This window comes from Egibacteraceae bacterium (assembly GCA_035540635.1).
Classification (GTDB): domain Bacteria; phylum Actinomycetota; class Nitriliruptoria; order Euzebyales; family Egibacteraceae; genus DATLGH01.
The window spans coordinates 14,115-32,395 of the sequence record DATLGH010000030.1 but is presented as its reverse complement, the minus strand read 5'-3'; the positions used below and the strand labels follow the sequence as shown (position 1 = coordinate 32,395).

The window sequence follows — 18,281 nt, the reverse complement described above, 5'->3', positions numbered from 1 at the left end:
TCAGCGCTTCGTGAGGCTGTCGATCACGCGGTCGAGCAGTCCCGAGGGAGCCGCATCCTTGCACTTGGCGGCGATCAACGCCCGCAGCTCTCGCTGGAAGTCCGCCCGGTCGAGGCAGGGGGAGCACGCATCGAGGTGCCGGCGGACCGCTTCCTCGAAGCTCGGGCCGCACTCCCCGTCAAGGTACACGTCGAGCTCCGCAAGGACTTCCCAGCACGGCTCCGTCATGTCGCCCTCTCTCCCGGCTCGGCGTCGTCCGCGCGGCCGAGGAGCCCCCGGTCGCGCGCGTAGGTGAACAACGCCTCGTGCAGCCGGGCTCTTCCCCGATGCAGGCGGCTCATCACCGTTCCGATGGGCGTGCCCATGATGTCGGCGATCTCGGCGTAGCGGAAGCCCTCCACGTCGGCGAGGTAGACCGCCATGCGGAAGGTTTCGGGGAGGTCGGCCAGGGCCTGCTTGACCTCGTCGTTGGTCAGCCGGGCGAGCACCTCCACCTCGGCGGGGGCGTGCGTCGCCCCGGCGATCCGGTCGTACAGGGAGAACCCCCCGTCTTCACCGGCGTCGGCGGAAACCTCGGTCGGACGCCGCTGCCGGCGCCGGTAGCTGTTGATGTAGGTGTTCGTGAGGATGCGGTACAGCCACGCCTTGAGGTTCGTGCCGGCCGCGAACTGATGGAACTTCTCGTAGGCCTTCGCGTACGTCTCCTGCACGAGGTCCTCGGCGTCCGTGGGGTTGCGGGTGAAGCGCAGCGCCGCCGAGTAGAGCGCGTCGAGATGCGGCAGGGCGTCGCGGGTGAAGGCCTCGTGCCGTTCGGTGTCGGTGAGCTGCTGCCGAGCCGTTGCCATCGCCCTCCCCTCACGTCGTCATGGCGCGCCAGTCTACGCGCACCGTCGTTTTCTCCAGGTTCTTGTTAGATCTTCTTGAACCGTCTCCAAAGCTGATCTATAACGTTGTTCCCTCCCCTTGCCCGTCCTCCCACCGACGTGGAGCACCCGTGAGCGACAACCCTCTGGCCGACTGGTTGCGGGAGCGCCACGAGGCGTCCGCGGGCGGCGCGCAGGCCCGCGAGCAGGAGGCGGCTGACGGCCCGGACCGTCCGGTGACCTGGCCGGACTGGGCGCTGTCGCCCCCCACGTCGCCCGAGGAGGAGCCTGCGGCGTGGGCCCGCCCCCCCGCCGGCGACGCGGGCCGGCCGCCGCGCCGCCGCCTGCTGCGGCTCGCCGTGGTGCCGTGGGCGGTGGTGGGCGTCGTCGGCGCCTTCGGCCTCCTCGGCGTCGGCGAAGGCCCCGAGCGCCCCGCCGCGGGCACCGCGGCGCCGGCCCCTGCCCGCGACGACGCGCCGTCGGTCGGCGCGAGCACCCCCGCCCCGTCGGTCGACCCGGCGCTCGGGGCTGCCGCGGCCGTGGCGGTGCGCCTGGCCGTCACGAGTGCGCCTGCGTCACCGGCCGAGCGCCGCTACGTCGACGTCGTGATCCCCGCGTCGATGCACCCGGTGGGCGACGTGACGGTCGTCACCGTCGCCGCCGTCGTCCTCGAGGGTTCGGCGGACCGCTGGCATGCCGCGCGCCCCGCGCGCTTCGCCGTCCCGACGCGCTACGTCGACGGGCACCCCGTGGCCGTGGGCGACCCCTGGCCGCTGCCCGTCCCGCCGCCGCCGGGGGCGGATGCCGCCTGGGAGCCGGCGCCCGCGGACCGGGCCGGGGTGGCCCGGGCGGTGGAGGCCGCCGGCTATACCGACGTCGAGGTCCTCGAGGTCCATGCCCATCCTGAGCTGCGGGGGGTCCTGCGGGCACACGTCGACGCGCTCGGCCCCGGTGAGGCGACCCCCCGCAGCCACCGCCTGTGGTTGCACGGGGAGACTGACCCCGCAGTGCTCGGCATGCAACCGTGACCGCAAAAAACCAGGGACGACGATCGGAGCATCGCCATGAGCACCCTCGCGACCTGTGAGCCCCCGGAACACCGGCCGCGGCGCCGTCGGAGCGAGCGGGCCGGACCCGGTCCGAACGGACCGGCCGGCCGCGGGCCCGCCCCCCGGCGTCCTCCCTCGCGGCAGCGGCGGGAGAGCGAGCGCCTGCGCCGCCTCGCGGCGGGGTTCACCCAGGCCTTCCTCGAGGTGGAGTCGGGGCGTCGCGCACGCACCCAGCTCCACCCTGTCCTGTGCCCGGAGCTCGCCCTGCGCCTCGCCGACGTCTGGGTGCGCGGCGGGCCGCCGGGGCGTGCGCTGCGCACCTACGGCGTCAGGGTGTCCGCAGACCGCTACGAGGCGGTCACCCTCGTGCGCCGCGGCGCGCGCTACGGCGCCGTGGTCGTCGCACTCACCAGGACCGAGGGCGCATGGCGGGTGACCGACGCCGCGCGCCCGGAGGACCGCGTCGCAATGACCGCGCCTTTGGCGCCGGCGCAGGTTGATTCGCAGCACGACGACACGGTCGTGGGAACTGGCCCCAACCCATCCGGCCCGCTAGGGTGAGCTCCGCATGCACGCGCAGCCCCCCGCGCGGCGCGTCAGGCCGGTCTCCGCCCCCTCCCCTCTCCGCCGGATGGTGGCGGTCGCGGTCGGTCTGCTCGTCGCAGCGCTCGTCGTCGGCTGGCCGGCTTCTGCCCCGGCCCGTGCTGCCGACCCCCGGATCGAGAAGGCGCTCGAGCAGCGCCGCCAGGCACAGCAGCGGCTCGACGAGGTCCTGCAGCGTCTCGGCGACCTGCAGGCCAGCGTCGGCGCCGCCGAGGCGGAGCTCGCCCAGCTGAACGCCGCGGTGACGAGCCACCGCGACGAGGCGCAGCAGGCGACCACGACCGTGGCGCTGCTCGCGCAAGCCTCCTACCGGTACGGGAGCGCCGACCCGACCCTGAGCCTGCTCACGAGCGACTCGCCCGGCCAGGCGCTCGCCCAGGCGCGGCTGCTCGGCCTGCTCGCCAAGCAGGGCCGGGCGAGCTACGAGGCGGCGTCGGCCGCGCGCATCCGCACACAGGTCGCCGCGGAGGAAGCCGAGCGCGTGGCGGCGGTGCTCCGGGGACGCCGCAACGAGCTCGACCGGGCGCGGCAGGAGGCCGGAGTGCTCGTGGCCGCCGCGGAACGTTCGGAGCAGTCGGCGCGCAGCACCGTCGCGGCCGAGCAGGCCGCCGCCCAGCGCGCGGCCGCCCGGGCGACCGCGCGCCGCACCGCCGCCGCCCAGCAGCGGCCCACTCGCGCGGCGCCCCTTGCCGTCCCCCTGCCCACAGCGGTCACGGGCGGGATCGCCTGCCCGGTGGGCCAGCCCCGCAGCTTCAGCGACACCTACGGGGCGCCGCGATCGGGTGGCCGGGCGCACAAGGGCACGGACATCCTCGCACCGCGCGGCACGCCCATCTACGCCTACGAGTCGGGCCGCATCACCCGGTTCAACACGAGCAGGGTCGGCGGGATCTCCCTGTACCTCGCGGGCGACAGCGGCACCCAGTACTACTACACCCACCTCCAGGGCTACGCGGCTGGGGTGTCAGCGGGCCAGCGGGTGGACGCCGGGCAGCACATCGCCGCCAACGGCGACACCGGCAACGCCCGCGGCATCCCCCACCTGCACTTCGAGGTCATGCCCGGCGGCGGCGGCAACGTGAACCCCTACCCCTACGTGCGCCGGGCCTGCGGCTAGACACCTCCCATCAGCGGACCGGGGGTGCCGCCCGAGCTCGTGGCCGTCGCCGCTACGCGGCTTGCGGGCGTCGCCGCCCTGTCCCCGTCCCCCGCCACCGTCGCGGCCCTCACCGACGCCGGTCTCGACGTCCGCCTTGCGGCGTTGGCCGACGTGGCCGCCGGCGCAGCCGACGCGGTGGTCCTCCTCGCCGACGAGCTGAGCCGCAGCGGCGACCACGCCGAGGGCCTGGTCGCCGACGTAGCCCGGGTGCTCGCCCCGGGGGGCGTGGCGCTCGTCGGGGCGCAGAGCGCCCTCCACGTCGCCGCGAACGGCGGGCCGGCGGGGGGTGTGCGCGCCTACCGCGCCGACGAGCTCGAGCGCCTCCTCGGGCATCGGGGCTTCGCCGTCGAGCTGCTCTGCGCACCGGGCGCCGGCAGCCGCCTCGCGGGGGCGCCGCCGGACTACCAGCCCGCGCTCGACCGCCGGCCGGGCCTGCTCGACGCCGCCCCCCGGGTGGTCGCCCTCGGGCGCTGGCACGCCGACCCGGCCGTGCGCAGCCGCGCGTTCTTCGCGACCCTGCCCCGCAAGGTGGTGGCCGCGGCGACCGTGTGCCGCGACGAGCAGGGGCGCCTGCTCGTCGTGCACGACAGCTTCAAGCGCCGCTGGACCATTCCCGGGGGGGTCGTCGACGCCGACGAGGACCCGCGGGCGGGGGCGGAGCGCGAGACCTGGGAGGAGGCCGGTCTGCGGGTGCGTGCCGACCGTCTGCTCGGCCTGTTCACCGCCTCGGGGCCCGACCGGCTCGTGCTCGTCTACGAGGCGGTCCCCGAGCGGCCCGTGCCGGCCGAGCCCACCGCGGTGCACGCCCACGAGATCGACGCCGTCGCCTGGGTGCCGCTGCCCGACGCGCTCGCCCGCCTCGACCCGATGGTCGCCGAGCAGGTCACCCGCTGCCTCGCGTCGCCCGGCGGCTCCTGGCACGGCGGCTGATCGATGCGGGGCGGCGGTCGTCCTGGTGAGGTCGGCGGACGCACAGCAGACCCGAAGCTCACCAGGTCACCGGTGGCTCGTCGCCGCCCTGTGCGGTCGGGGCGGGCGGCCGAGGCGCGCCGCTACGACGAGGACGAGGCCGGCGGCGGCGACGACCGCGCCGGCGACGAAGGTCCCCGGACGGCCGACGGAGGCGGCGACGACGCCGAGTCCGGCCGGCCCGAGGCCGAAGGCGAGGTCGAGGAACGCCGACGTCGTCCCCATCACCGCCGCGCGCTCCTGCGGGGCGACGCGTTCGACGGCGAGGGTGAAGACCGACGGCGTGAGCAGCGCGATGCCGACGCCGAGGACGATCGCGCCGGCGAACAGGCCTGTGGGCGACTGCCAGGAGCCGGCCGTGGCCAGGCCGATCGCCGAAAGCCCGAGGGCAAGCCGTGTGGCTCGCGCGGCCCCGAGCCGGTCGGGGATGCGGGCGCCGACGCCGCGGATGCCGACGACGACGCCGGCGAAGACGAGCAGCACGCCGCTCGAGCCGGTCATCCCGAGGTCGAGGGCGTAGAGCGGCACGAAGGCGAGGAAGCCGGCCATGCCGAGGATGCTTGCGAGCAGCACGAGGCCGGGCAGGACTCCCGCCGGGTGCACGAGCCGGTGGCCAGCGGGCTCGTCGCCCGCCGAGGCCGCGGGTAGCGCTGGCCGGGTCTCGGGGGTGCGCAGCGCGGCGGCCAGCGCGGCGAGGGCGCAGACGGCCGCGAGCAGCCAAGCCGCGGTGAACCCGGCCCTGTCGATGGCGAGCTCGCCGAGCAGAGGGCCGACACCGATCCCGACGTAGAGGCTCAGGGAGGCGAGGCTCATGGCCTCCCCCCGTCGGTCCGGCGGGGCGACGTCGGTGAACGCGGTCAGCGCACCGACGAAGAAGAACGCCTCACCAGCTCCGGTGAGCAGCCGCAGCGCCGCGAGCACCGCGGGGTCGCTGGCGGTCACGTAGCCGAGCACCGAGACGGCGAACACGCCGGCGCCGACGACCATGAGCGGGCGCCGCCCCCGCCGGTCGCCGAGGCGGCCGGCCCACGGACGCAGGAAGAACGCGGACACGCTGAAGGCACCGACGACGAGCCCGACGGCGATGTTGCCCGCGCCGAGCGGCCCGGCGACGAAGCGGGGGACCGCCGCGATGAGGATCCCGTCCGCGGTGAAGTAGGCCAGTGTGGCGAGCGCCAGGGCGAGGAACTGCGGCGTGAGCAGCGTGCTTCTCGTCGGGGGCCTCAGGCGTCTTCCCGGCATCGCCGTCCCCGACGGGCCGGCGGTGCTCGGATCGGCGACCGCGGTGCTGTGATGGTTCATCGTCGTGCCTCCTCGCGTCGACTGGTGTGCTCAGCGTGGGCGGCAGACGGGGGCCGGCGCATCGGTAGGGCTACCTATTGCGGCCTGTGTCATCCTCAGCTCTGTGGGGGCGGACGAGGTGCGGTTGGCCGACCTGCTCGCGGCCCTGTCGGTCGCGACGGACCTCGGCATGGGTCAGGAGCCGGAGAAGGCGGTGCGGGCCTGCGTGCTCGCGACGCACCTCGCCCGCAGCATGGACCTGCCCGACCGGGACGTGCGCGACGTCTACTACAGCACGCTGCTGCAGCACCTCGGCTGCACGGCGCCGGCGCACGAGACCACGCTGCTGCTCGGCGACGACCTCAGCACGCTCCCGCAGGCAGAACGGACAGACCCGCGCAGCCCGCGTGAGGCGCTCGCGCTGCTCGCGCTGGCGGGCAGGGGCACGGGGGTGCACCGGCTCCGTCACCTCGCCCGCCTGGTGGCGGCGGGCACCGAGGGCACCCGGGACGTCCTCACCGCGGTGTGCGAGGTGGGTACCCGTCTCGCCGCGCGGCTCGGCCTCAGCGCGGGGGTGCAGCAGGCGCTCTACCACAGCGTGGAGTCGTGGGACGGCAGGGAGGGCGCCCACGGGCTCACCGGTGACGACATCGCCCTGCCCGCGCGCTTCAGCGTCGTGGCGACGCAGGCGGTGATCTTCGACCGGCTCGGAGGGCCCGAGCTCGCGTGCGCGACGGTGCGGCGGCGTGCCGGGCGGTGGTTCGACCCCGCGGTGGCGGAGGCGTTCCTGCGCGTCGGCCCCGACCTCCTGCGCCTCCTCGCCGAGGTGGACGTGTGGGAGGAGGTCGCCGCGGCCGAGCCGGAGCCGCCGCGTCGCGTCCCCCCCGCGCATCTCGACGCGGTCGCCGCCGCGTTCGGGGACATGGTCGACCTGAAGACCCCGTTCACGCTCGGCCACTCGGCGGGGGTGGCCGAGCTCGCCGTGGGGGCGGCGGAGCGGCTCGGCCTGGGCTCGGGCGACACGGAGCGTCTCCGCCGGGCGGCCCTGCTCCACGACCTCGGCCGCGTGGCGGTGCCCAACGCCGTCTGGGAGCGGCCGAGGGCCCTCACCACGACGCAGTGGGAACAGGTGCGCCTGCATGCCTACCAGGGCGAGCGCATCCTTGCGCGCAGCGCGCCCCTCGAGCCCCTCGGCCGGATCGCCGGGCGTCACCACGAACGCCTCGACGGCTCGGGGTACCACCGCGGCGCGGCGGGCAGCGAGATCCCGGTGGGGGCTCGCTTGCTCGCCGTTGCGGACGCCTTCCAGGCTATGACCCAGCAGCGCCCGCACCGGCCGGCCCGTCCGCCGGAGGAGGCCGCGCGGGCCGTCGAGGAGGCGGCCGGCGCCGGACGCTTCGACCCGGAGTGCGTCCGTGCGCTCATCGAGGCCGCCGGCGAGCGTCCCACCCACGGCCGCGGTACCTGGCCCCTGGGGCTTTCCGACCGGGAGGTGGAGGTCCTGCGGCTCGTTGCAGGCGGCCTGTCGAACCGCGAGGTCGCCGAGGCCCTCGTCGTCTCCCGCCGCACCGCCGAGCACCACGTCCAGCACATCTACGCGAAGATCGGCGCGTCGACGCGCGCGGCCGCGGCGCTGTTCGCGATGGAGCACGGCCTCCTGCGGTGAGTGGCGGCGCTCAGCGCCTGCGCACGGCCGGGCGTTGCTCGCCTTCAATCCGCTGAGACCACCCGACCGTAGGGACGGCTTCAGCGTCGGGGGCTACGCCCCGTGGCACTTCTTGTACTTCTGCCCCGAGCCGCACGGGCACGGCTCGTTGCGGCCGACCTTGTCGCGGGTGACCGTCCCGGAGGCGTGCTGCGCCGCCGCGGCCGCCGCCGCCGCGCCGGGGGCGCCGACTCCGGCCGGGCGGGCCGGCGACTCCCCGCCCTGACCGTTGCCGCCTCCGGTGGTGCTGACGGTGTAGGACGACGCGCCCGCGGCGGGCGCCGACGAAGCGCTCGTCGAGGACGTGTAGGAGAGCTGCTGCACCGGCTGGCGCGGGGCGTCGTCGCGCAGCGCCGGGCGGGCGACCTGTGCCTGCCGGCGGCGCTCGCGCTCAGCCTCCTCGCGCTCCTCGGGCTTCTGCACGGGCAGGTTGAAGAAGTAGCCGGCGGCCTGCTCCTTGATCTGCGCCATCATGTCGTTGAAGGCGTAGTAGGCCTCCCGCTCGTACTCGCGCAGCGGGTCGCGTTGGCCCACCGCGCGCAGGCCGATGCCGTCGCGCAGGTGGTCCATCTCGTAGAGGTGCTCGCGCCACAGGCGGTCGACGACCGACAGGATGACGCGGCGCTCGACGTGACGGAGGGTTTCCGCGCCGAGGTCGGCCTCACGCTCCTCGTAGCGTTCCATGGCGTCGGTGACGAGCAGCTCGGCGAGCTCCTCGGCGGTGATGGTGTCGAGGTCGAGGCTCTCCCGGTCTACCGACACGGGGTAGATGCGCTCGAGCGCCGTCCAGAGGTCCTCGAGCGTCCACTCCTCGGGGTAGATCCCCTCGGCGGCGTGCTGGGCGCAGAGGTTGCGTACCGCCTCCTCGATGAAGTCCTCGGCGTACTCGGCGACCTGCTCGTCGGTGCCCTCCATGACGACGTTGCGCTGCTCGTAGATCACCTTGCGCTGGTTGTTCATCACGTCGTCGTACTTGAGGACGTTCTTGCGGATCTCGAAGTTGCGCGACTCGACCTGGCCCTGCGCCCGCTGAACCGCCCGCGACACCATCTTGTGCTCGATGGGCATGTCCTCCGGCAGCTTGAAACGGGTCATGATCGACTCGACCGCGCTCGCGTTGAACAGCCGCATGAGGTCGTCCTCGAGCGACAGGTAGAACCGGGACTCGCCCGGGTCGCCCTGCCGGCCCGACCGCCCGCGCAGCTGGTTGTCGATGCGCCGGGACTCGTGGCGCTCGGTCCCCAGCACGTACAGCCCGCCGAGCTCGCGGACCTTGTCCCCTTCGGCCTTGCACTCGGCGCGGTAGCGCTCCAGCGCCTCGGCGTAGGCGCCCTGGAAGCCGTCGGCGTCGAGCTCGGGGTCGACCTGCTTGCGGGCGTCGGCGTCCGCGCGGGCCTCGGGGTTGCCCCCGAGCATGATGTCGACACCGCGCCCGGCCATGTTCGTTGCGACGGTGACCGCACCGATGCGCCCGGCCTGGGCGACGATCTCGGCTTCCTTGAAGTGGTTCTTCGCGTTGAGGACCTCGTGCGTCACGCCCCGGCGGGTGAGCATGCCCGACAGCCTCTCGGACTTCTCGACCGACGCGGTGCCGACGAGGACCGGCTGACCGCGCTCCTGGCGCTCCAGGAGGTCGGCGACGACCGCCTCGAGCTTGGCGGCCTCGGTCTTGTAGATGAGGTCGGCCTGGTCGAGGCGCACGATGTCACGGTTCGTCGGCACCTCGACGACCCCGGTGTCGTAGATGTGCGCGAACTCGCTCTCCTCGGTCTTGGCCGTGCCGGTCATGCCCGCGAGCTTGTCGTAGCCGCGGTAGTAGTTCTGCAGCGTGATCGTCGCGAGGGTCTGGTTCTCCTCCTTGACCCGCACGCCCTCCTTGGCCTCGATCGCCTGGTGCAGCCCCTCGGAGTAGCGCCGGCCGTAGAGGGTGCGCCCCGTGTGCTCGTCGACGATGTGGACCTCGCCGTCCTCGACGATGTACTCGTCGTCGCGCCGGTAGAGCTCCTTGGCGCGGATGGCGTTCTGCAGGTGGTGGATGAGCGGGGTGTTCACGCTCTCGTAGAGGTTCTCCACGCCGAGCAGCTGCTCGACCTTCGTGACCCCCTCCTCGGTGACGGCGACGGTGCGCTTCGCCTCGTCGACCTCGTAGTGCTCGTCCCGGGTCAGGCGGGGTACGACGCGGCGGGCGAACACCGTGTACCACTCGGTGGCCTGGTCGGCGGGCCCGGAGATGATGAGCGGCGTGCGGGCCTCGTCGATGAGGATGGAGTCGACCTCGTCGATGATGCAGTAGCGGTGCCCGCGCTGCACCTTGTCGGCGCTCGTGAGGACCATGTGGTCGCGCAGGAAGTCGAAGCCGAACTCGTTGTTCGTGCCGTAGGTGACGTCGGCGGCGTAGGCGACCCGCTTCTCCTCGCGAGGCTGCTGGGAGTACACGAGGCCGACGGACAGGCCGAGGAAGCGGTACACCCGCCCCATCCAGTCCGCGTCGCGGGCGGCGAGGTAGGGGTTGACCGTGACGACGTGGACGCCCCTGCCCTCGATGGCGTTCAGGTACACCGGCATGGTGGAGGTCAGGGTCTTGCCCTCACCGGTCTTCATCTCAGCGATGTCGCCGTGGTGCAGCGCCGTCCCGCCGAGCACCTGCACGTCGAAGGCGCGCTGCCCGAGGACCCGCCGCGCGGCCTCGCGGGCGGTGGCGAACGCCTCGGGCAGCAGGTCGTCGAGGGCCTCGCCGTCGGCGAAGCGTGCGCGGAACTCCTCCGTGCGACCCCGCAGGTCCTCGTCGGACAGGGCCGCGACGCTGTCCTCTTGGTCGTTGACGCGGGCGACGAGCCGCTCGAGCCTCTTCAGCTGGCGACCCTCACCGAGTCGGAGCATCTTCTGGAGAACCACAGGAACCACCCTCGCGAGGGAACACGCGTTTCGGCCAGTGTAGGCGCGGCCGGCCGCGGGGTGGCGGGCGCCACGGTCAGCTGGACAGGGCGACCGGGGGTCGCTCCGGCGCCCCCGTCCGCGCCGGCACGTCGGCGACGACCGTTCCCGGGTAGCGGTCGAGCACGGGCAGCAGCTCCTCGGCATGCGGCCCCGTGAGGAGGATGTGGCTCGGGTCGCCCACGAGCGCGGCCGCGAGCGCAAGGCGCGCCCGCACCGGCGGTGGCAGCACGCCCGCCTCGCCGCTGCGTGCCGCGTCGAGCGAGCCGAGCACGTCGAGGCCCGCACGCGCCCACGCGCGAGCGAGCTCCTCGGGCACCGCGTCGGGCCTGCGGGCCCGCAGCGCCTGCTCGACGCGCCCGCGCGGCTCGGCCGCCGTGTCGACGACCGCGGCGGCGGCGTCCTCGCCCTCGGCCCAGCCCCCGTCGGTCCCGAGCGGGGGGCTGTGGTGGGCCGCGTGTGGGGCGGCCGGCGCGCTGCCACGCAGGCGCCGCCCCACGACGACCTCAGTGCCGACGCCGAGCACCGCCCGCACGACGAGGAACACCGCCACCCCGAAGGTGTCCCACAGCAACCCGGCGAGCAGCGGGCCGAGCGCCTCGCCGACCGACAACGCGGTGTCGAGTCCCGCGGCGACCCGGCCGCCGCGCGGCCCGGCCTCGCGCGCGGCGCCCCCGACGAGGGCTCCCCACGTCGGCCGGAACGCCGCCTTGCCCGCGTCGTCCACGAGTCGCCCGGCCACGACGCCCCCGAGGCTCGGCGCGGCGAGGAAGATCATCGACGAAAGGGCGTTGGCGAGGCCGCGTACCCCGCCGAGGGGCCCGGTGCCGAAGCGGTCGGCGGCCCAGCCCGCGACGGGACCGACGACGAGCAGCGTGACGATGGACAGCGAGTAGACCGCCCCGATCGTCCCGGCCGACAGGCCCGCCACCTCCGACGCGTACACCTGGAACAGGCCGTGGAACAGGTGCGCGGTCAGGCCGGTGCACATCCCGAGGGCGGCGATCCGACGCAGGTGGGGGCTGCGGAGCACCGAGGCGGCCGCGCGTCCCTGCTCGGCCGCGGCCTCGGTGACGTCGGGCGCCGCGGGAGCGGGCTGGTCGACCGCCGTGGCGGCCGGCACCCAACGCCACACGGCGAGGACGGGCACCGCCGCGAGGACGGCCACTGCCACCCACAGCACCCCGAAGTCCCCGCCGGACAGGGCGAGGACCGTCCCGCCGACGACCCCGGCGCTGATGTTGCCGAGGTCCTTCGCACCGATGGCGGCCGAGAAGGTCCGGCCGAGCCGCGCCTGCGCCTGCTTGGCGAGCACGGTCACGGACGCGGGGTCGCGGGCGGCGGAGGCCGCGCCCTGCACGAAGCGGACCGCGAGGAGGGCTGCGGGCGTGGCGGCGGCGAGCAGCAGGAGCGCGCCGAGGAAGCGCAGCCCGACCGCGGCGAGGTAGCCGCGCCGCGCCCCGAACCGGTCCACGACGACGCCCATGACCGGTTTGACGGCCGGGACGACGAGCGCCTTGGCGCCGACGAGCAGGCCGACCTCTGTCAGGCTCATCCCGAGCTCGAGCGCGTAGAGGGGCAGGTAGAGGGTGACGATGCCGAAGCCGAGCCTCGTGAAGAAGCCCTCGAGCAGGACCGCCTTGACCGCGGGCGCGTTCCGCCCCCACGCGCGCAGCCCCGCTACGCGGCCGCGCGCGATGCCGGGGCTGCCGGTCATGCCGCCGGCTCCTCGCGGCCTCGCAGCGCGGACAGGACGGCCTCGGCGACCCAGGCGGGGCCCTCGGGGACGCCCCGGTAGCCGGGGAACGCGTTGAGGTCGACGAGGACCGGGCCGTCGGGCCCGACGACGAAGTCCGCCCCCCAGCAGACGAGCCCGCAGGCCGCCGCCGCCGCGCCGGCGTGACGCTCGAGGTTGGGGTCGGCGGGGCAGGGCAGCCGCTCACCGTCGACGCGGCCCGGGGAGAAGCGCATCCGCCGCAGGGCGGTGCGCGTTCCCACCCCGTAGACCTTGCGGTCGAACCCGTCGCCTTCGACGGGCTCCTGCACCAGCCAGGGGCCCGGGCCGGTGGGCAGCGGGTCGCCGGGTCCCACACGGGCGACGCCGCTGCCGTGCGCGCCGGTGAGCGGCTTGACGACCCGCTGGCCGGCCGCGACCGCAGCCGCGAGTGCCGCGGGGTCCCCCACGACGGTCGAGGCGGGGACCGGCACGCCCGCGGACGACGCCCGGGCCAGCGCCCGGGCCTTGTCCCGCGCGAGCGACGTGGCCGCCAGCGTGTTCAGGCAGGGCGCCCCCGCGTCGGCCAGGCAGCCACCCGCGGTCGCCACCGCCGGGTGATCGCCCTTCAGGAGGTAGAGGTCGGCCTCCGGCGCGCCCGGCGCCGTGGCCGAGAACCCCGGGGTCGGGTCCCAGGTCACGAGCTCCACCCCCGCGCCGGCGAGGATGGCGGCCAGCGGGGGGAGCAGGGGGTTGCGGCCGGGCACCCCCCCGGCCTCCACGACGGCGCAGACGCGCGACCTCATGACGCCCCTCGCATGCCCGGGGCTCCGGCGAGGTCAGCCTCGGGGGCAGCCAGCCGCGGCGCGAGCAGCGCGTCGGTCGTGTGCACGGGCGGGAAGATCGTGCCCTCGGGGGTGAGGATGAAGCCCCGGTAGCGCGCCTCGATGGCGGCGGTCAGCTCGTCGTCGGGCGCGAGACCGCAGACCTGCCCGAGGGTGGCGACGAGCCCCTGGCGGCGCAGCATGCGCCGCAGCGCGACGGCCTGCTCGTCGTCGGGGGACGGGTAGAGCAGCGCCCCGGCGACGGCGAGCGCGAAGTGCGCGGGCACCCGTCCCGTCGCCGCCCGGATGAGCCGGGCCGGGCCGAGGAGGCGGTCGTCGGCCCCGAGCTTGCGGATCGGCTCCCGCGCCACCCGCTCGATCGGGTCGGCGAGCTCGCGGTCGGCGAACCGGCGCAGCGCGTCGCCGACCACCGCGTGCACCTCGTCGGCGGTGTGGGGGCCGACGCCCTCGGCGGCGGGTTCGCCGACGAGCTCGGGGTGGGCGGCGAGCACCGCACGCCGCGCCTCGAGCAGGCAGCCGACGATGATCGGGCGCAGCAGCGGGTCGCTCACCGCGTCGGGCACCGTCTCGTGCCCGCGCAGCGCCCCGAGGTAGGCGCAGACCGCGTGCCCGGCGTTGAAGACGTAGAGCTTCTCGACGAGACGGGCGCGGTAGTGGCGGGTGGCGCGCACGCCCGGCAGCGTGGGCGGGGGCGTCACGAGCGCGGTGCCGTCCACCCACAGGGTGCGGGCGTCGTCGCCGACGAAACAGGGCGCCGGACCGGTGGCCGTCCAGCGCCCGCGCCCCACCGCGACGCTCGCGACCACCCCGGCAATCCCCACGGGGGGCAGCGCGGTGCCGCAGGCGGCGAGTGCGGTCCGCAGGGAGGGTGCCTGGTCGGCGTTCTCGACCACCCACACGTCGACCGGGCGCACACGGCCGGCGAGGGCGCGCGCCAGCGGAGCGGCGGTGGCGGCGACGTTGCCGACCCCGACCGACACGCACACGAGGTCGGCGGCGGCCACGGCCTCGCCGAAGGCGTCGTCGCCGACCGCCACGGCGTCCGCGACCGGCACCCAGCGCGGTCCTCCGCCCCGCGGGCCGGTGACCTGCACGAGCCAACCGCCGCACGAGCGGATCCGCTGCGCGACGGCGCGGGTGCGGGCGGCCATCACGACGTCCCAGCCCGCGTCGGCGAACAACGGCGCGAGCGCGCCGCAGCCGATCTTGCCGGTGCCGACGATCACGACGCGCATGCCGTCACCTCCCGGGCGGTGCTCGCCGGCTCGACGGCTGGCGCGCCCCGCTGGTCGGCGAGGTGGGCGGCGATGCGGGCGGCGGCGTCGGGCACGCCCTTGAAGCCGGGAAAGGCGTTCACGTCGACGACGACCGGCCCCTCGGGCCCGTTGATGACGTCGACCCCCGCGAGCGACAGGCCGACGGCGCCCGCGGCGCGGCGGGCGACCGCGTGCTCGACCTCGGAGGGCTCGAAGGCGGTGCCCAGCTTGTCGCCCAGCGTGCGGGGTGGCCAGGTGCGCAGCACCCCGGACACGCCCGAGCCGATGACGTAGAGCTTGCGGTCGAGCCCGTCCGCGGGGACGCGCTCCTCGGCGATCCAAGGCCCTGCGAACGGCGGGTCGGCGGGCAGCGCGCCGGGCCGGTCGGTCAGGTGGATGCCCCGCCCGCGGCTGCCGGCCACCGCCTTCACGACCACCGCCCGCCGCGCACCGAAGGCCCGCACGGCCTCCCAGCGACCCGTGACGGCGGCCTCGGGGATCGGCACGCCGGCGGCGAGCACCCGCCGGCGTGCCTCGACCTTGTCGCGCGCCGCCGCCGTGGCCGCCACCGGGTTGCACGCCGGCACCCCCGCGAGACTGCGCAGCGCCTCGAGGACCGGGAGGCCGAGTCCCCGCGGTACGAGCAGCCCGGCGTCGGCCCAGCGGGCGAGCAGGGGCGCCGGGACGCGGTCGTCGACGACGTCGACGGTCACCGGGATGCCACGCTCGCCGAGCAGAGCGATCACGTCGGGCAGCACCGAGCCGGGACCGGCCGGCCGGCCGAGGACGAAGGCCACCGGGCGGGTGCCCCGCGATCGGACGGCGCTCATGCGCACATCCCCTCCCGCACCGGGGCGGCGGCCGCGCCCGACCGCAGGACGAGGTCGGCGAGCACGGCGGGCGCCTCGGCGATCCCCGTGTAGTTGGGGAAGTCGTTCACGTCGACGACGAGCGGGCCGTCGGCCGCGGCGAGCACGTCGACCCCGGCGAAGGTGAGCCCGAAGAGTTCCGCGCACCTGCGGGCGAGATCGTGCAGGGTGCGGTCCACGGGGACGTCGGTGCCCTCACCCGGCTCGCCGGTCAGCGGCGAGGGGCGCCGCACCGCCCACACCCGCTCCCCGGCGATGTAGAGCTTGAGGTCGACGCCTGCCACGTCGACGTAGCGCTGCGCGACCAGCACGGACGCCTCGTCGTGGGCGCCGCGCAGGTCGTCAGGTCCCCGCACGAGGCGGATGCCCCGGGCGTTGTCCCCGTACACCGGCTTGAGCAGCAGCGGATAGGCGGTGGCGGGCAGCGCCCTCACCGCGTCGGGGCCGTGAGCTAGCCAGGTCGGGGGCGTGGGCACCCCGGCGTCGGCGAGGACCCCCGCCGCGAGCGCCTTGTCGCGGACCGCCTCGATGGCCGCGGAGGGCATCATCGCTGCAGCCCCCACCCGCTCCGCGGCGCGCAGGAGGGTCAGGGCCCACGGCGAGCGGGCACGCCCGACGACCATGTCCCCCCGGCGCAAGCCCGGCCACGGGGAGCCGCCGGCGGGATGGGGGGCGACGCGCTCGGCGACGATGAGCCGCGCGTCGACCGCGCGCCTGCGCAGGGCGGCGGTCAGCGCCCCGGGCATCCGCTGAGCGACGTAGCGCTCGTCGGTGAGGATCCAGACCGGCTGCATGCCACGCTCCTCGGGTCTCGGCTGTCGGGGACCGTCACGCACCTTCCCCGCCCCCGATGAAGGACCGATGAGCCGTCGGTGAGAGAATTCTCACCGACGCGCCGCGTCTGCCTCCTCGCCCTCCTCACCCGCCGCGCGGCACCAGTAGACGTCGGTGCGGTAGGGCAGCACGAGCACCCCGCGCCGGGCCACGATGGGATCGCTGCTCGCCACGTCGGCGACCTGCGCGAGCACTTCCTGCCGTGCACCCTCCGGAAGGGCCGCGATGAAGCTGATCGACGCGACGCGGGCCCGCAGACCGTCGAGGTCGGTCAGGTCCTCGTGGGAGAAGCGCTCGTGCCGCAGAGCGGTGAAGCCGCTGGTCCGGCGGAAGGCGTCGCGCCAGCGAAGGTCACGGTTGCCCGGCGTGCCGCTGCGGTGCCGATCGATGATCTCCCATGCCCTTGCCACCCACCGGTGGTCCCGGTCGGGGTTGTTCCAAAGCAGCGCGAGACCGCCCCCGGGGCGCAGGACCCGCCGGATCTCCTCGAGTGCCCGGTCGCCGTCGAACCAGTGGAACGCGGTCCCGACCACGACGGCATCGACCGACCTCGCGCGCAGGGGGATCGCCTCGGCTGTGCCCGCGACAGCGAGCGCCCCCGGCACGGCGCCGGTGAGATGGCGCAGCATCGCCTGCACCGGCTCGACGGCCACGACGGTGCGATCGGCGTGGACGAGCAACCGGGTCAGCTTTCCGGTACCTGCCCCGACCTCGAGCAGAACACTGCCGGGGCCGATCCGAAGGCGCGTGCAGACCTCGCGGAGTGCGTCGGCAGGGTAACCGGGACGCCCGCGTTCGTACGCGTCGCCGCACGTCGCATAGCCGGCTGCCGCGACCTGGTGGATGGCCATGGGCGCCGAGGGTGCGGGCCGCGGTGGGGCCCCGTCATGGCCGCTCATGGTGACCCGCCGGCCCCCAACACTGCGGCGGTCTCGCCATAGCGCCTGCGCGCCCATGCCCCGACAAGCGTCACGGGCACCGTCAGCCCCGCCGCGACGAGGAAGACCGCCGAGAATCGTTGCGCGTCGACGAGCCCCCGCACCGCCGCGGTCCCGATCGCCGCCCCGGTGAACACACTCGTCACGAACAGGGTCACCGCGGTGCCCCGAGCTTCCGGCACGACCTCTGTCGCCCAGGTCTGAAGGGTGGAGTGGAGGAAGCAGTAGCCGAATCCGATGAGCAGGGAGGCAAGAAGGATGTTCACGATGCCCTGCGCCGGCACCGCTGCGAGATAGGCGGCGGTGACGAGTGTGCCACCGGCGAGGATCAGGGTCCCCGGCTCGACGGCCGTCCTGCGGATGAAGCGCTTCAGGACCTGCATGCCGACGAAGACCGCCACACCGTAGACGGCGACGACCGTACCGGCGACGGCGGCGCTCTCCCCGTGGGCCTCGAGAGCGGCGGGGAGGAAGGTGAGCATCCCGAGCATGAAGGCGCCCTCTGCCACTGCGATCCCCAGCAGCAGGAGCGCCCATGGCCGGGTGACCACCCGCGTGATCTGCCCCCACGGGCCGGTTCCCTCGCGCCGCTCGAGCGACTCGGGCAGCCACGCGAGGAGGACCGCAAGCGCAAGGGCCAGGACAGCCGGGATGACGAACACCGCACGCCACGCGGAGAACCGCCCGAGCAGGCCCGCACCCGTCGTCGCGAGGACGGTCCCGAGGGCACCGGCGGCGAGCACGTTGGCGATGACCTGCTGGCGGCGGTCGAACGGGACCTTGTCGCCGACGTAGACGAGAGAGAGGGGCAGGATCCCGGCGGCGAACCCCGCCGCGGCGGCCTTGCCGACGATGAGGGCGCTGAGGTCGCCGGCGGCGGCGGACAGCAGGTTCGCAAGACCCATCCCGACGAGGGCGAAGCGCATGACCCGCACACGGCCGAAGCGATCGGCCAGAACACCGTAGATCGGCTGCATGACGCCATAGAGGAAGAAGTAGAACATGGCCACGGCGGTGACCGCGGCCAGCGACTCCTGCAGGTCGCGGGCGATCGACACGAGTATCGGGGCGATGGCGAAGCGGTCGCCGTACGCGATGAACGGGCCGAGGTAGAGCAAGCGGAAGCTGGCACGCTGCGTGCGCCGTGGGTCGTTGTCGGTTCGTCGCACAGTCGGGGCCTGCCTGCCGGCCGATCGGTCCTTGTCCCTTGGTCGACGCGGACAGCCCGGCCACACCCACGCCAATCAAGGAGGCCCACGCGC

Annotated in this window: 16 protein-coding genes; 5 read left to right on the top strand and 11 right to left on the bottom strand. The window is 74.9% G+C overall.

All coding sequences use genetic code 11. The features are described from left to right. Nucleotides 1-228: a mycothiol system anti-sigma-R factor gene (rsrA, locus tag VM324_05375; GenBank protein HVL98703.1), complete on the bottom strand. Its 228-nt coding sequence runs from the start codon at nucleotides 226-228 to the stop codon at nucleotides 1-3. Further along, nucleotides 225-845, bottom strand: coding sequence for a sigma-70 family RNA polymerase sigma factor (locus VM324_05370; GenBank protein ID HVL98702.1), 621 nt, complete (start codon nucleotides 843-845; stop codon nucleotides 225-227). The genes rsrA and VM324_05370 overlap by 4 nt, the downstream gene beginning before the upstream one ends. Nucleotides 846-994: 149 nt before the next feature. On the opposite strand from VM324_05370, the gene VM324_05365 reads away from it, so the two are divergent. From VM324_05365 to VM324_05350, 4 genes are read left to right on the top strand one after another with little or no spacing between them, the layout of a single operon-like run. Next, entirely contained in the window at nucleotides 995-1,891 is an 897-nt protein-coding gene (locus VM324_05365; protein HVL98701.1) for a hypothetical protein, read from the top strand. Nucleotides 1,892-1,927: 36 nt separating this feature from the next. Further along, entirely contained in the window at nucleotides 1,928-2,473 is a 546-nt protein-coding gene (locus VM324_05360) for an Rv3235 family protein (protein HVL98700.1), read from the top strand. A 7-nt stretch (nucleotides 2,474-2,480) separates the two neighbouring features. Beyond that, complete coding sequence (locus VM324_05355; protein ID HVL98699.1) at nucleotides 2,481-3,632, top strand: peptidoglycan DD-metalloendopeptidase family protein; 1,152 nt, start codon at nucleotides 2,481-2,483, stop codon at nucleotides 3,630-3,632. 24 nt (nucleotides 3,633-3,656) lie between these two features. Further along, nucleotides 3,657-4,604, top strand: coding sequence for an NUDIX hydrolase (locus VM324_05350; protein HVL98698.1), 948 nt, complete (start codon nucleotides 3,657-3,659; stop codon nucleotides 4,602-4,604). Between the two features lie 66 nt (nucleotides 4,605-4,670). Here the strand turns inward: VM324_05350 and VM324_05345 are convergent, their stop codons facing one another. Further along, nucleotides 4,671-5,945: an MFS transporter gene (locus tag VM324_05345; GenBank protein HVL98697.1), complete on the bottom strand. Its 1,275-nt coding sequence runs from the start codon at nucleotides 5,943-5,945 to the stop codon at nucleotides 4,671-4,673. 124 nt (nucleotides 5,946-6,069) lie between these two features. Between VM324_05345 and VM324_05340 the strand changes: the two genes are divergently transcribed. Continuing rightward, nucleotides 6,070-7,590, top strand: a complete 1,521-nt coding sequence (locus VM324_05340; protein ID HVL98696.1) for an HD domain-containing phosphohydrolase — start codon at nucleotides 6,070-6,072, stop codon at nucleotides 7,588-7,590. Between the two features lie 93 nt (nucleotides 7,591-7,683). Here the strand turns inward: VM324_05340 and secA are convergent, their stop codons facing one another. The 8 genes from secA to VM324_05300 all read right to left on the bottom strand — a co-directional run bounded on the left by secA (nucleotide 7,684) and on the right by VM324_05300 (nucleotide 18,188). Further along, nucleotides 7,684-10,524: a preprotein translocase subunit SecA gene (gene secA, locus VM324_05335; GenBank protein ID HVL98695.1), complete on the bottom strand. Its 2,841-nt coding sequence runs from the start codon at nucleotides 10,522-10,524 to the stop codon at nucleotides 7,684-7,686. A 76-nt stretch (nucleotides 10,525-10,600) separates the two neighbouring features. Continuing rightward, nucleotides 10,601-12,280, bottom strand: coding sequence for an MFS transporter (locus VM324_05330; protein ID HVL98694.1), 1,680 nt, complete (start codon nucleotides 12,278-12,280; stop codon nucleotides 10,601-10,603). Next, nucleotides 12,277-13,083 (bottom strand): hypothetical protein, encoded by an 807-nt coding sequence (locus VM324_05325; GenBank protein HVL98693.1) that lies wholly within the window; start codon nucleotides 13,081-13,083, stop codon nucleotides 12,277-12,279. Before VM324_05325 ends, VM324_05330 begins: the two co-directional genes overlap by 4 nt. After that, the gene (locus tag VM324_05320) at nucleotides 13,080-14,357 is read right to left on the bottom strand and encodes a hypothetical protein (protein ID HVL98692.1); all 1,278 of its coding nucleotides are present in this window, start codon (nucleotides 14,355-14,357) and stop codon (nucleotides 13,080-13,082) included. Before VM324_05320 ends, VM324_05325 begins: the two co-directional genes overlap by 4 nt. Next, nucleotides 14,345-15,208 carry a hypothetical protein gene (locus VM324_05315; GenBank protein ID HVL98691.1) on the bottom strand — a complete coding sequence of 288 codons (864 nt, stop codon included), beginning with the start codon at nucleotides 15,206-15,208 and terminating at the stop codon, nucleotides 14,345-14,347. Before VM324_05315 ends, VM324_05320 begins: the two co-directional genes overlap by 13 nt. Then, entirely contained in the window at nucleotides 15,205-16,041 is an 837-nt protein-coding gene (locus VM324_05310) for an ATP-grasp domain-containing protein (protein HVL98690.1), read from the bottom strand. Before VM324_05310 ends, VM324_05315 begins: the two co-directional genes overlap by 4 nt. 90 nt (nucleotides 16,042-16,131) lie before the next feature. After that, the gene (locus VM324_05305) at nucleotides 16,132-16,932 is read right to left on the bottom strand and encodes a methyltransferase domain-containing protein (GenBank protein ID HVL98689.1); all 801 of its coding nucleotides are present in this window, start codon (nucleotides 16,930-16,932) and stop codon (nucleotides 16,132-16,134) included. Nucleotides 16,933-16,976: 44 nt separating this feature from the next. Next, nucleotides 16,977-18,188, bottom strand: coding sequence for an MFS transporter (locus VM324_05300; protein HVL98688.1), 1,212 nt, complete (start codon nucleotides 18,186-18,188; stop codon nucleotides 16,977-16,979). Between the last annotated feature and the right edge of the window lie 93 nt (nucleotides 18,189-18,281).